Raw genomic sequence first — 12,378 nt, 5'->3', positions numbered from 1 at the left:
GGCGCGGAACGTGCTGGAAGGTGCGGGCATGAATCGACTCCGCCTGTTCTGCCGCGCCGTTCCGCTGATGGTGTTCGCCGCCGTGGCCGCGGTCGCCCTCCCCGTCCGCGCCGACGACGGCATGAGCGTCCGCGAGGGCGACATCAACGGGGTCCCCTACCGCGTCGAGGTCCCCGCCCGCTGGAACGGGACGCTGCTGCTGTGGAGCCACGGCGCGTACAGCCTGGAGTTCCCGGCGCCCTCGGAGATATCGCTGACGAACCACCCGGCCACCCGGCAGTGGCTGCTCGACCACGGGTACGCGCTCGCGGCCTCGCAGTTCCGCGTCGCGCAGGGCTGGGGGGTGGTCGAATCCGGGCTGAAGGACCAGATCGACCTGCTCGACTGGTTCACCGCGAACGTCGGAAAGCCCCGGCGCACCGTGTCGGCGGGCTCGTCCGCCGGCGGCCTGACCTCGGTGCTCCTGGCGGAACGCAACCCCGGCCGCTTCGCCGGCGTCGCCTCCCTCTGCGGAGTGCTCGGCGGCACGACGGGCCACTTCAACAGCGCCCTCGACACCAACTTCGCGGTCAAGACGCTCCTGGCGCCCGACCTGGAACTGGTGCGCATCAAGGACCCGCAGGCCAACACGTCCAGCGCTCGGCGGGCCCTCGGCACCGCCCTGGGCGACCCCAGCGGCCGCGCCCGCCTCGCGCTCGCCGCCGCCCTCGCGGACATCCCCGGCCGCTACACCTCGCGGGCACCCGCGCCGGACACGGTCGCCGGCCAGGTGGAGCAGCAGGTCTACTACGCCGCGTACGACCGCGGCGCCTTCTGGGGCGCCAACCGCGCCGACATCGAGAAGCGCGCGGGCGGCAACCCGTCCTGGAACACCGGTGTGGACTACCGGACGCTCCTCGCCCGCTCCAGCCAGAAGGCCCTGGTCAAGCGCGCCTACCGTGAGGCCGGCCTGAGCCTGCGCGACGACCTCGCCCGCCTGAACGCGGCACCGCGCGTCAAGGCGGACCCCGCCGCCGTCCGCTACCTCGGCCGGTACGGCACCCCCACCGGCCGGACCCCGTCACCGGTCGTCACGCTGCACTCGACGGGCGACGGCAACGTCCCGCCGGAGAACCAGCGCTGGTACGCCGAACACGTGCGCAACCCGGCGAACCTGAGGCAGCTCTACGTCGACCGCGGCTACCACTGCTCCTTCACCGCCTCCGAAGAGATCGCGACGCTGCGGACGCTGCTCACCCGGATGAACACCCACCGCTGGCCGGACACGCGACCGGCGACCCTCAACCGCTTCGCCGCCACGCTCGCCCCCGACTACCAGACGGTGTTCGACATGGACCCCGAGCCCGGCATGCACCCCACGACCCCGTCCTTCACCTACCACCACCCGGGCCGATACCTGCGTCCGTAACGCGCTCGTCGCGCAGAGGCCATGGTCCGCGGGGGCGAACCATGGCCTCTGTGCGATGAGTTCGGCGGTCGAGCGGAGTCCACCCATGGAGACCCTGCCGCAACCCTGGAGGAGCGATGACCGCCAAGGCCCTGCCACCCGTCGTGGACGCCGAGACCTGGCGTCGACAGCTCGACGAGCTGCGCGCCCGAGAGAAGGCCGCGACCCGCGAACTCGACGCGATCGCCGCCCAGCGCCGCCGCCTGCCCATGGTCGAGATGCCCGAGTACACCCTGGAGGGCGAAGAGGGCCCGGTCAGCCTGGCCGAGATCTTCGACGGGAAGTCCCAGCTGATCGTCTACAACCACATGTGGTTCCCCGGCGAGAAGTGGCAGTGCCCGGGCTGCACGGGCTTCACGTCCCAGTTCACCCGCTTGGAGTTCCTGGACGCCTACGACGCGCGCTTCGTCATCGTCACCCAGGGCCCGATCGACGAGGCCCTCGCCTACAAGAAGCGCGTCGGCAACAAGATGACCTGGTACTCCACCGCGAACAGCTCCTTCGGCACCGACGTGGGCGCCCCTCCCGGCGGCGGCTTCGCGGTCAACGTCTTCCTGCGCGACGGCGACACCGTCTACCGCACCTGGCACACCAACGGCCGGGGCACCGAGCAGCTCAGCCACGCCTTCCCCCTGATCGACCTGCTCCCCTACGGCCGCCAGGAAGAATGGCAGGACGTCCCCGAAGGCTGGCCCCAGTCCCCCACCTACAGCCGCTGGCCGGGCTCCGAGGAGATAGCCGCCCACTACGGCGAGGACGCCTGACACCCGCTGCCTCACAGCCGACCGCCCCAGGCCGTGATCCGCCGAGTGGGGTCACGGCCTGGGGCGGCTCACTTCGGCAGCCGGGCCGCGATCCTCCTCGCCAAGCCCTCAACCTGTGCCTTCTCCGCATCACCCGGCTGGACGTGCGTGCGCGCCGAAACGTCCACCACCGCGTTGGAGACGCGGAACTTGACGTGAATGTCGAAGACCTCGACCTTGGCCAGGATGAGGACATAGCTCGCCCTGTCGGTAATGCCGTAGCCCTGCTCACCGACATCCACGGACGTCAAAGCAGATTGCCTGCGCATACGGTTCTCGCGCCAGATCCTCAACGACTCCGCGGCCCGCTCCGGCCCGCTCCCCTCCCGGCTCCCGTACTTGGTCTCGACGAAGACCCGCACAGTCCGAAAAGGCCGGTCCACTCCCGGCGGGACGCTGCTCCACTTGCACTCCGATCGGACGTCGCCATCACCGAACCCCAGGAGCGTGCGTGGCCGGGAGTCACCAGGCTCCCGCGCACCCGCCGAAACCAGAGGCGCGAGAACCGCCGCATCGGGCATGAGGGCACAGGCGTCCAGGGCGTCGAACCGTCCATCCGAGTTCAACAGCCCGAGCCACCGGGCAGCCGCCACCCCACCCCCGCCCACCATGGCGGCAAACGCGACGCCGAGCACCAGGATCCGTCGCCGAGCCCAACCACACGAACCGTCACCACTCACGCCGGAAGCGTGACACAACCACAGCATTCACCCACGCACAAAGGGCGAGATACTCGTCCTCCTGCAAGATTTGGTCGGCTGTTGTGCCGGCGCGGGGGACCGTCCAGCCCGAACGGCGAACAGGACGAGCAGGAGCCGGAGGGCCATGGGCTACTGGATGTGGCTGACCAGATACGACGGTGCCGAGGTCGCGGCCTTGCTCGATCACCCGCACGGCTTGCACGCGGGCCTCGAGCGGCTGCGGAACGTCTGGGAAGACCTGCCCTCCGACCTCGGCTACGACCCGTCCGGCGCCCTGTGCAAACTCGAGGAGATCGATACCCACAGGGCCTGGGACGCCCTGCACGTCCTGCTGACCGGCCACCCGAACGAGGACTACGAGCAAGCCTCAGGAGACCCGCCCGCCCGCGACGTGGTGATGGGCGGCCTAGTCATGAACGAAACCGGGAAAGGCTCCCTCCTACACGTCCCGCGCCTCCTACGTCCCGACCGGGTACGAGCGGTGGACGCCTTCCTACGCGACCTAGACCACGACACCCTGATCCGTGAACGCCACGCGCACCTAAAGGAACTCCAGCCCTACTCCTTCGAAGGCTGGGGTCGCCTCCCAAACGGCGAGGACGCCGACATGGTGGAAAAAGGCGTCCTAGCAAAGGCCTTCGACACCGTCCGCGACTTCTACGCCCGCGCCGCCACCGCCGGCAACGCCGTCATCAAAGAGATCGCTTAGGCGAACTGACAGCGCGTCCGCGTTGAAGAACGCGATGCACCCCCACCCAGCGGCAGAGCGCCTCCACTGGACAGCCCGGAGTCAAAGACCCCCGTTGGAGCCATCTTCCTCCCCGAATCGGACGACCTCGACGCGGCAGCCTTCATCCTCAACCGATCCGAAGCGGAGTACGGCGTCGGTCGGCGGGAGGCCGGCCGTTCGAAGCAGCGGCTCAACACTCCTGAACAGGGCATCGGCGTCCGGACCGTAGAGGTATATCTGTGCGTTGCCGGCACCGAACTCGTGCCCGTCCAGTTCACCGCTCCCCGCCGCTGCCAGTGCCGCTTCGAGCCGATCCTCCAGCTCGTAGACCGCGTCCCGTTCCGCCTCTTCCCCAAAGCCGTCGCCTGTGAGGACGAAGTTCACGAACACCGCATGCTCATCGGACACCGACGACTCCTGTGGATCAGACGCAAGAACTCCCCGCACACTAGAGGCACCCTCTGACACCACGCCCGGTGCCGGAACGCCCGCGCCCATCGACCAATGGCCCAGGGCCGCCTCCCAGGTGGCAGGCAAACCGCTCCCCCACCCAAACTTCCCGTCGGTTATCGTTCCGCACCCAGCGCGCCGGCCGTGGCGTCCACCGGATAGCCCAGTTCCCGCAGCCGCTCCACATCCCGTCATGTCTGCAGAAGGGACAGCAGCCTGAGAAGTCGCGGCGAGGTCTCCGCCATGCTGTCAATCCTGCTTCAAACTAGGACAGAACCCGACCCAGGCGGCTCCCAGCGTCTTCGCCATGACGAAGATCAACCCGTTCCGCATCCCCCAAGCCGACCTGGACGACCTCCACGACCGCCTGGCCCGCACCCGCTGGCCCGACGACCTGCCCGGCACCGGCTGGTCGTACGGCGTCCCGTCCTCCTACGCCAAGGAGCTGGCCGAGTACTGGCGGACCGGCTACAACTGGCGGCGGCACGAGGCGGCGCTCAACGAGTACCCGCAGTTCACCACCGAGATCGACGGCCAGAAAATCCACTTCCTGCATGTCCGGTCCCCCGAACCGGACGCGCTCCCGCTGATCCTCGCCCACGGCTGGCCCGGCTCGATCGCCGAGTTCATGAAGATCATCGGCCCGCCCACCGCCCCTCGCGCCCACGGCGGCGACCCGTCCGACGCCTTCCACGTCGTGGCACTTCGCCGCAATGGAAGCCCGCACCCAACTACTAACCGACATCCGCAACTTCTTCCACCAACTCCGCTGACCCGTCTTAGCGCCAGCCAATTGCAGGCCGGTTAGTTGCGCCCCCGTTTCCGATCTCGGAAACGGGGCTTTATTACCGGTGGGCGTGGCAGCTTCCAAACCTGCGGCATGAGGGGTCGACTACGTCGCATGTTGAATGTCGTTGCGCATTGCCAAGCGGAGACGCTCCAGAGCCTCGATATATGGACGGTGGACCTCGTCCCATTCCAGCGAAGGCGGCTCACCCTCCGGAGACGTCGGGTAACTGACACGCACTTCGGTCGTCGCGACCAAATTCCTGATCTGCCGAAGCGCTCTGTAGACCGTGTCCGCCGCTTCAGCCACACCCGGCGAGGCAATCATGGTGACTTCATACCTCAGCGCCAACGTAGCGTTGCGCCGCCAGATCTCCCGGAGCTCCGCAGTCGGCGCAGGAGTGCCCTGCCCAGTCGCCAACGATTGGATTTCGGAATCCGTGCGAACCAAGGCCTGAAGATACTCGGCGTAAGTCTGACGCCTCACATTATCCAACTCCCGAACTCGCTCCCGCCTAAAACGGGACCGGTCGGCCAGGAGGGTAGATCCGACACCTATAACAGCACCGAGCAGGGTACTCAGGGGGGCCACCCAGTCCACGGAAGGAATCTCCTGTTCAGCGAGTGCGCATACCTCGCATTGAGCAGCGCACATGATCGGGCAGTGACGTGGCAGTTCCGGTCTGGCCGTCGGGGTTCTCGCTCAGTGCAATAGTGCCGTACGTCAGAGCCGATGTCCTTGGCCACGACGACGACGGTCCTGTGCGAGCTAGCCGGGCGGCGGTGGGCAACGCGTGGCTGCCGATCAGTCGAACGGCTGAGCGGAGCCAGCGGTCCAGCCGAGTACACCGTCTTCAACAAGCTGGGGTAGGTGGCGGCGGTGCTGGTAGAGGCTCTGCCCGGTCTCCAGGCTGGTGGCGATGGCGGCCATCATCTCCGAAAGTGAGGAGAAGCCCTCGGACGACTCCACGCGGTCCCATTCCCGGATCGCTCCGGCCCGTCCTCCAGCCCGTTGGTCGATGGTCCAGTGGATTCCTGAGTCTGTGCTGGAGGCGAAGCACACCCACGACGGATGCCACCACGGATCCAGGTCGTCTTCGTCCTCGTCTTCATCGGGGTTTCCGAGGATCCGCATGTGACCGTCGTAGTCGTCTTCAATCTCTTCCAGGGACAGCGGCCTGGTCCACATGGGCAGGAAGTGGGCGATGCCCATCCGGTCGACCTGCCCGATCTCCGGGTCGGTCGTCCCGTTATGCCACAGCAGCAGAGTCGCCAGGTCGACCGGTACGGGCACGCCCATCCGGGTGAAGGTGTCGCCGATCTGCTCGGGAGCGGCAGGAGGGTTGAGGGTCTGATAACTGGCCCAAGCGTGCTCGGCGAGCCATACATCGATCCGGTACAACGATTCCGGGAGAGGTGGTGTCCTGATCACGCCGCGAATCCTGCCAAACACCGCCGACAACAGACAGCGGCGCGTCCTCGTGACCGTCGGAGACCGGACTGGGGCGGCCTTTCGCGCCCCCTGGTGCGTTCGCCGGCACCACAGCAGCCAACGGCAGACCGTTCGTGTCGATGCTGTCCGATCAGGGGATCCCCATCGAGGACATCTCGCCGCTGGTCGGTCACACGTTGGTGCCCGAGACCGTCTACCGGTTGCAGGTCCGGGCGGTGATGGAGAAGGGCGCGACCTCCATGGACACCTCCCCCCGAGTCCTAGGTGAGGTGGCAGAGCGTTCCGCAGAGAGGGCAGAAGGCGCGCTTGGCCGTCGAGGTAACAGCCAGCCCGCAGTCGGGGCAGTGGCCCTGTTCATACAGCGCCGGCTCGGGGCCGAAGCCGCCGTCGTAGTAGTCACGGTCCGGCCAGGCGAGGGCCTCGATCAACGGCTGCGCCGACGATGGATCTTCATCTGACGGGCGGGAGACTTCAGCGAGGACGAGCACCGAGGACATGATGCTGCCTTCTTCGCCGTGCGCTGGCAGTACACGGCGGAGAACGTCGACCAGTTCGGGGAGATCCAGGCGGAGCAAGTCCTGCGCCAGACGGTCGCGCTCATCGTCGTTGGTCACGGGCAGCAGGCTACTCAGCCCGGCTGCCCGGGCCCGAAGAACGTTCCTGTTCTCCGGGCTGGTCACTCAGTTGGTCACTCACAAGATCGAAGGCCATGATCCGCGAGGGCGGATCATGGCCTCTACCTGGGTGGGCGCGGACGGTTTCGAACCGCCGACTCCTCGCTTGTAAGGCGAGTGCTCTACCCCTGAGCTACGCGCCCGCGTTGCCGGGAAAGCGTACCTGGTTCTTGGGGGCGATCGCGAAGCGGCGGGGGGCGGGGCGGGTCAGGCCATGGCCTCGCGGACCAGGTGGGTGTCGGTGAACTGCTCGAAGTCGGTGATCTTTCCCGCCTGGACCCGCCAGACGTGGACGAAGCGGACGCGCATGCCCTTGCCGGTCTCGCGGTAGGTGCCCGAGTAGTGGCCGATCGCTACGACGGTGCCGTTGCCGCCGTCGATCAGTTCGTCGGGGTCGGCGCGGAAGCCCTTCCACTCCTTGGCGAGGCGGCCGAACACGCCGGCCTTGATGGCGTCCGTGCCTACGTAGGTGCCCGCGTAGGGGAAACCGGCCATCTCGGTCCATGCCACGCTCTCGGCGAACTTCTCGACCATGCCGGCCAGGTCGCCGCGGGCCGACGCCTCGTAGTGGGCCTTGACGATGTCGTATGCCTCGCTCATGTGGTGTCCTCCCGTGTCGACGAGTCTGTCCAGCCCAGCGTCCCAGAGTGCCTTGGTTGCGCGGTCAGGGTCAGGTGGGTAGGCCGCCTAGGAGGCGTAGGGCCGTGCGCATCAGGGGTGGGTGAGCGAGGCCTTGGTGGGTTGCCAGGCGCATGATGTGGGGGTTTTCCAGGGCGCGGGTGAAGGCTCGGCCTAGGGCGAAGGGGGCGCTGTTCGCGCGGTTGACGGCGGTCGGGTACTTCCGCAGGACGTGTTCGGGGAACGGGGAGCGGAAGGCCGATGTGATCACTTCGGCGGCCAGGCGGCCTGCTTCCAGAGCGTAGGAGATTCCCTCGCCGCTGGACGGGTTGACCATGCCGCCGGAGTCGCCCGCGAGGAGGACGCCCGGCAGGTAGTGGGGGCGGCGGCTGAAGCCCATGGGGAGGGCCGCGCCGTGTAGGGGGCCGACCGCGTTGTCTTCCGTGAAGCCCCAGGACGGGGGCAGGGAGGCTAGCCAGCGGGAGCAGAGACGGTGGTAGTCGGGGTGGTCGGTGCGCAGGAACGCGACGCCGACGTTGCAGGTGCCGTCGCCCATGCCGAAGATCCAGCCGTATCCGGCGGGCGCCAGGTCGAGTTGGATTTCGAGGTACTCGTCGTCGTGGCGGGGGCTGCGGAAGTAGCGGCGGCCCGCGATGCCGATGGGGCGGTCGCGGCGTGGACGCAGGCCGAGCGCTACCGAGAGGCGGGACGAGGCTCCGTCGGCGGCGACGACCAGGCGTGCCTTGTGGGTTCCGGTGGAGGTGCGGACGCCTTGCACACGGCCGTTCGCCGTCAGCGGTGCCGTCACCTTGGTGTTCTCTCGGAGGGTCGCGCCGGCGCGGACGGCGTTGCGGGCCAGGATCTCGTCCAGGTCGGCCCGGGTGCGGGTGAGGCCCAGGCCGCCGTCCGGCCAGGGCAGTTCTAGGCGGCGGTCCCCGCCGAGTAACCGGACGCCTTTGGTCGGGAACCAGCCGGGGCCGGTGAGATCGATGCCTAGGGACTTCAGCTCTTGGACGGCCCTCGGCGTCAGCCCGTCGCCGCACACCTTCTCGCGCGGGAACGAGGTCTTCTCCAGCACTAGGACGTCGAGGCCGGAGCGGGCGAGGTGGGTCGCGGCGGACGAGCCCGCGGGGCCCGCGCCCACCACGATGACGTCGTGCATCACAGGTACCGATTGAACCAGTCGGCGGCCTGCGCGGTGACCTCTTCGAGCGCTCCGGGCTCCTCGAACAGATGGGTCGCGCCGGAGATCACATGGACCTCGGAGACGGGGAGGCTGCGGTGCGCCTGCTCGTTCAGCTCCAGCACCTCGGTGTCGCGCCCGCCGACGAGCAGCAGTACAGGGGCCTGGACCTGCGGTAGGGACGGCCCCGCCAGGTCGGGGCGCCCGCCGCGGGAGACCACCGCGGCGATCTTCTCGGGACGGGCCGCGGCGGCGCCGAGGGCGGCGGCCGCGCCGGTGCTCGCGCCGAACAGGCCGATGGGGAGGCCCGCCGTGTGCGGGGCGGCTTCGAGGCCCTCGGCGAGGCCGTCGACCGCGCCGACGAGCCGCCGGGTGAGCAGGTCGATGTCGAAGCGGAGGGCCGCGGTCACCCGGTCGGCCTCCTCCTCGGGCTCGGTGAGCAGGTCGATGAGGAGCGTCCCGATCCCGGCCGCGTTGAGGCCTTCGGCGACCGCGCGGTTGCGGGGGCTGTGCCGGGAGCTGCCGCTGCCGTGCGCGAACAGGACGACGCCCCGTGAGCCGTCCGGTATCACCAGATCGCCCGGCAGCTCGGCGTCCGGCAGCGTCAGCGTGATCATATGTTCGGCGGCTCCGCGCTGATGTCGGCGAGGGCCGAGCGCTCGTCGCGCTGGACGGCCAGGTCGCCGATGGACACCATGCCGATCGGGCGGTCGCCGTCCACGACCGGGAGCCGGCGGACGGCGTGCGCCCGCATCAGCCGCACGGCCTCATCGGCGTCCGCGGCGGGCTCGACGGTGATCATGTTGGTGCTGCAGATGTCGGAGACGGCCGTGCGGGCCATGTCGCGGTACTCCGCCACGGCTCGGACGACGATGTCGCGGTCGGTGACCAGGCCCAGCAGCCGCCCATCGTGGACCACCAGGACGTCGCCGATGCCGTGCCGGCGCATGAGGTCCCCGACCTCGACCAGGTTCGTGTCCGGGGACACCGCCACGGGCACGGGCGTCATCACTTCGTTCACTCTCTGGGACATGCGAGACCTCCTCCCCCGGCTCCCTCGGAGGCTCGCGTACCCAGCGGCGGGCGGGATATGTCCGTGCCGGCTAGGCGGGCGTGTCGGGGCCTTCCCGCTCGGCGAGGAAGCGCTCGAACTGGGCGCCGAGCTCCTCGGCGGTCGGCATGTCCTGCGACTCGGCGAGGAGGTTGTCGCGCTCGGCGGCGCCCGCGAAGGCGTCGTACTGCTGCTCCAGCGCCCGGACGACCTTCTCGACCTCGTCGTTGCCGTCCACCTGCTCGGCGATCTCGGCGTCGGTCGCGGCGGCGGCCTCGCGGAGCCGGTCGACCGGCAGCACCAGCCCCGTCGCGGCGATGACGGCCTCCATGGCGGCGACCGCCGCGGCCGGGTAGGCGGACTGCGCCAGGTAGTGCGGGACGTGGACGGCGAACCCGACGGCGTCGTGGCCGGCCTCGCCTAGCCGCAGCTCCAGCAGGCCCGCGACGCTGCCGGGCACCTGCACCTTGTCGAACCAGGAGTTGCGGGTGATCAGCTCCGGCCGGGTGGCGTGCGAGGTGGTACCGACGGGACGGGTGTGCGGGACGCCCATCGGGATGCCGTGGAAACCGACGACCAGCTCGACGCCGAGCCGCTTCACCAGGTGCAGGACGGACGCGGTGAAGCCCTCCCACAGCCGGTCGGGCTCCGGGCCGGACAGCAGCAGGAACGGGCTGCCCACCTCGTCGTGCAGCAGCCGGACGACCAGCTCGGGCGCCTCGTAGGTGGCCCAGTGGTCGCGGTCGAAGGTCATCGGCGGCCGGCGCGCCCGGTAGTCGATCAGGGAGTCGACGTCGAAGCGGGCGATGACCCGGTGCTCCAGTGCCTCCAGGAGGTGCTCCCGCACGAGCTGCCCGGTGGACCCCGCGTCCACGAAGCCGTCCAGGCTGTGCAGAAGCACCGGACCCGTCATCTCCGGCACGTCGGAGTCGAGCTCGTACAGATCCTCAGGGTTAAGCAACTTCTCCCCCACCTCTACTGGCCTCAGCCCAAGAGTATCCATTGGGGTGGGACAGGTGCCGGGGCGTCAGGGCGTCCGGCACCCGTCCCGCCGCGGAGGGGAAGGCGGGCCGGCGGTCGGCTCAGGTGGCTTCCTTGAAGACTCGGCTGGTCAGGAAGTCCTCGGGGTGGAGAGTGGTCAGGGCCTCGCGGTCCACTTCGCCGGGATGGGCCAGGAGGCGGTTGGCGTGCCGCAGGCGGGCGCGTTCTATCGCGTTGCGGACGGACCGGGCGTTGGCGAAGCGGGGCCGGGCCCGGCGGCGGTCCAGGTACTCGCGGAAGACCGGCTCGGTCTCGGGGGCGAGGGTGTAGCCCTCGCGGTCCATCATGAGGCGGCCGATGGCCTCCAGCTCGGCGGGCTCGTAGTCGGGGAAGTCGATGTGGTGGGCGATGCGGGAGCTCATGCCGGGGTTGGACGCGAAGAAGGAGTCCATGCGGTCCTTGTAGCCGGCGAGGACGACCACCAGGTCGTCGCGCTGGTTCTCCATGACCTGGAGGAGGATCTCGATGGCCTCCTGCCCGTAGTCCCGCTCGTTCTCGGCCCGGTACAGGTAGTACGCCTCGTCGATGAACAGGACGCCGCCCATGGCGCGCTTCAGGACCTCCTTCGTCTTGGGCGCGGTGTGGCCGACGTACTGGCCCACGAGGTCGTCGCGGGTGACGGAGACGAGGTGGCCGCGGCGGATGTAGCCGAGGCGGTGCAGGAGCTCGGCGAGCCGGACGGCCACGGACGTCTTGCCCGTCCCGGGGCTGCCGGTGAAGCACATGTGCAGGTTGGGGCGTCCCGAGTCGATGCCGAACCGGGCCCGGACGCGGTCGACGAGCAGCAGCGCGGCGATCTCCCGGATGCGGGTCTTGACCGGGGCGAGGCCGACGAGCTCGGCGTCCAAGGCATCGAGGACGGAGTCGACCTGGGAGTCGGCGCGCTCCTTGGCGAGGTCGACGCGGGCGTCCGCGGGGAGCGGCTCCGCGGTGGGGGCCTCCTGGAGGTCCACCGGGGAGCCGTTCCGCCGCATGCCGAAGCCCTGCCGCGTCCCGGCGCCGGGGCTTTCGCTCAACGTCCCGCTCCGTACCGGTCGCCCTCGGGACGGTCGAGGGCGTAGGGGTGCATCGTGTAGCGGACGCGCCGGTCGGAGGTCTCCGCGCGGTCGAGCCGGAAGCCGGGCTCCTCGGCCGGGCGCTGGACGATGAACGACAGCGCCGTCGTCTGCCGCCCGTAGCGGGCGTCGTAGGCGTTCAGCCGGACGTAGTGGCCGGGGTAGGCCTTGCGGCACTCGTTGACCTCGTACAGGACGCCGGCCGGGTCGGTGAGGTCGAACATCGGCAGGCCCCACATCTCCCAGTAGGAGTTGCGCGGGTGGGGGTCGTCGGTGAACTCGACCGAGCAGGGCCAGCCCTGGTCCAGGGCGTAGGCGATCTGCTTGGCGATGTCCTCGTCGGTGAGGTCGGGCAGGTAGGAGAAGGTGCCTTGGGTGATCCGCAT

14 protein-coding genes, 1 tRNA gene and 2 pseudogenes are annotated in these 12,378 nt (G+C 69.3%); 4 read left to right on the top strand and 13 right to left on the bottom strand.

What is annotated here, in order from left to right:
* The first annotated feature begins 28 nt into the window (after positions 1 to 28).
* Positions 29 to 1,408 (top strand): alpha/beta hydrolase family protein, encoded by a 1,380-nt coding sequence (locus AB0C21_RS21445; RefSeq protein ID WP_500206327.1) that lies wholly within the window; start codon positions 29 to 31, stop codon positions 1,406 to 1,408.
* 116 nt (positions 1,409 to 1,524) lie between these two features.
* Positions 1,525 to 2,211, top strand: coding sequence for a DUF899 domain-containing protein (locus tag AB0C21_RS21440; protein ID WP_500206326.1), 687 nt, complete (start codon positions 1,525 to 1,527; stop codon positions 2,209 to 2,211).
* A 68-nt stretch (positions 2,212 to 2,279) separates the two neighbouring features.
* Here the strand turns inward: AB0C21_RS21440 and AB0C21_RS21435 are convergent, their stop codons facing one another.
* Positions 2,280 to 2,885 carry a hypothetical protein gene (locus AB0C21_RS21435; protein ID WP_500206324.1) on the bottom strand — a complete coding sequence of 202 codons (606 nt, stop codon included), beginning with the start codon at positions 2,883 to 2,885 and terminating at the stop codon, positions 2,280 to 2,282.
* A 190-nt stretch (positions 2,886 to 3,075) separates the two neighbouring features.
* Here AB0C21_RS21435 and AB0C21_RS21430 point away from each other — a divergent pair, with 190 nt between their 5' ends.
* Positions 3,076 to 3,660: a DUF1877 family protein gene (locus AB0C21_RS21430; RefSeq protein WP_500206322.1), complete on the top strand. Its 585-nt coding sequence runs from the start codon at positions 3,076 to 3,078 to the stop codon at positions 3,658 to 3,660.
* Positions 3,661 to 3,741: 81 nt separating this feature from the next.
* Here AB0C21_RS21430 and AB0C21_RS21425 read toward each other — a convergent pair whose 3' ends face one another.
* Together AB0C21_RS21425 and AB0C21_RS21420 are read right to left on the bottom strand one after the other, a co-directional pair.
* Positions 3,742 to 4,089 (bottom strand): hypothetical protein, encoded by a 348-nt coding sequence (locus AB0C21_RS21425; RefSeq protein WP_500206320.1) that lies wholly within the window; start codon positions 4,087 to 4,089, stop codon positions 3,742 to 3,744.
* Positions 4,090 to 4,250: 161 nt separating this feature from the next.
* Positions 4,251 to 4,376: pseudogene (locus AB0C21_RS21420) on the bottom strand (DNA-binding transcriptional regulator); the annotation flags it as partial.
* A gap of 62 nt (positions 4,377 to 4,438) precedes the next feature.
* On the opposite strand from AB0C21_RS21420, the pseudogene AB0C21_RS21415 reads away from it, so the two are divergent.
* Positions 4,439 to 4,831: pseudogene (locus tag AB0C21_RS21415) on the top strand (epoxide hydrolase N-terminal domain-containing protein); the annotation flags it as partial.
* An 891-nt stretch (positions 4,832 to 5,722) separates the two neighbouring features.
* Here the strand turns inward: AB0C21_RS21415 and AB0C21_RS21410 are convergent.
* The 10 genes from AB0C21_RS21410 to AB0C21_RS21365 form a co-directional block, all read right to left on the bottom strand.
* On the bottom strand, positions 5,723 to 6,349 hold the full coding sequence (locus AB0C21_RS21410; RefSeq protein WP_500206318.1) for an SMI1/KNR4 family protein: 627 nt from the start codon (positions 6,347 to 6,349) through the stop codon (positions 5,723 to 5,725).
* 281 nt (positions 6,350 to 6,630) lie between these two features.
* Positions 6,631 to 6,984, bottom strand: a complete 354-nt coding sequence (locus tag AB0C21_RS21405) for a hypothetical protein (protein WP_500206316.1) — start codon at positions 6,982 to 6,984, stop codon at positions 6,631 to 6,633.
* A gap of 131 nt (positions 6,985 to 7,115) precedes the next feature.
* Positions 7,116 to 7,187: transfer RNA gene (locus AB0C21_RS21400), tRNA-Val, on the bottom strand.
* A 64-nt stretch (positions 7,188 to 7,251) separates the two neighbouring features.
* A complete protein-coding gene (locus tag AB0C21_RS21395) occupies positions 7,252 to 7,644 on the bottom strand; it encodes a nuclear transport factor 2 family protein (protein WP_500206314.1) in 393 nt (130 codons plus the stop codon).
* Between the two features lie 70 nt (positions 7,645 to 7,714).
* Positions 7,715 to 8,824, bottom strand: a complete 1,110-nt coding sequence (locus tag AB0C21_RS21390; protein ID WP_500206313.1) for a geranylgeranyl reductase family protein — start codon at positions 8,822 to 8,824, stop codon at positions 7,715 to 7,717.
* Complete coding sequence (locus AB0C21_RS21385) at positions 8,824 to 9,462, bottom strand: dienelactone hydrolase family protein (protein ID WP_500206312.1); 639 nt, start codon at positions 9,460 to 9,462, stop codon at positions 8,824 to 8,826. Before AB0C21_RS21385 ends, AB0C21_RS21390 begins: the two co-directional genes overlap by 1 nt.
* Positions 9,459 to 9,878, bottom strand: coding sequence for a CBS domain-containing protein (locus tag AB0C21_RS21380; protein ID WP_500206310.1), 420 nt, complete (start codon positions 9,876 to 9,878; stop codon positions 9,459 to 9,461). The genes AB0C21_RS21385 and AB0C21_RS21380 overlap by 4 nt, the downstream gene beginning before the upstream one ends.
* A 70-nt stretch (positions 9,879 to 9,948) precedes the next feature.
* On the bottom strand, positions 9,949 to 10,857 hold the full coding sequence (locus AB0C21_RS21375; RefSeq protein WP_500206309.1) for a PAC2 family protein: 909 nt from the start codon (positions 10,855 to 10,857) through the stop codon (positions 9,949 to 9,951).
* A 121-nt stretch (positions 10,858 to 10,978) separates the two neighbouring features.
* Positions 10,979 to 11,953, bottom strand: coding sequence for a CbbX protein (gene cbbX / locus AB0C21_RS21370; RefSeq protein WP_500206307.1), 975 nt, complete (start codon positions 11,951 to 11,953; stop codon positions 10,979 to 10,981).
* Entirely contained in the window at positions 11,950 to 12,378 is a 429-nt protein-coding gene (locus tag AB0C21_RS21365; RefSeq protein ID WP_500206305.1) for a ribulose bisphosphate carboxylase small subunit, read from the bottom strand. The genes cbbX and AB0C21_RS21365 overlap by 4 nt, the downstream gene beginning before the upstream one ends.

The organism is Spirillospora sp. NPDC049024 (genome assembly GCF_040649235.1).
Taxonomy (GTDB): domain Bacteria; phylum Actinomycetota; class Actinomycetes; order Streptosporangiales; family Streptosporangiaceae; genus Spirillospora.
This window is presented reverse-complemented; position numbering and strand designations above follow the sequence as displayed.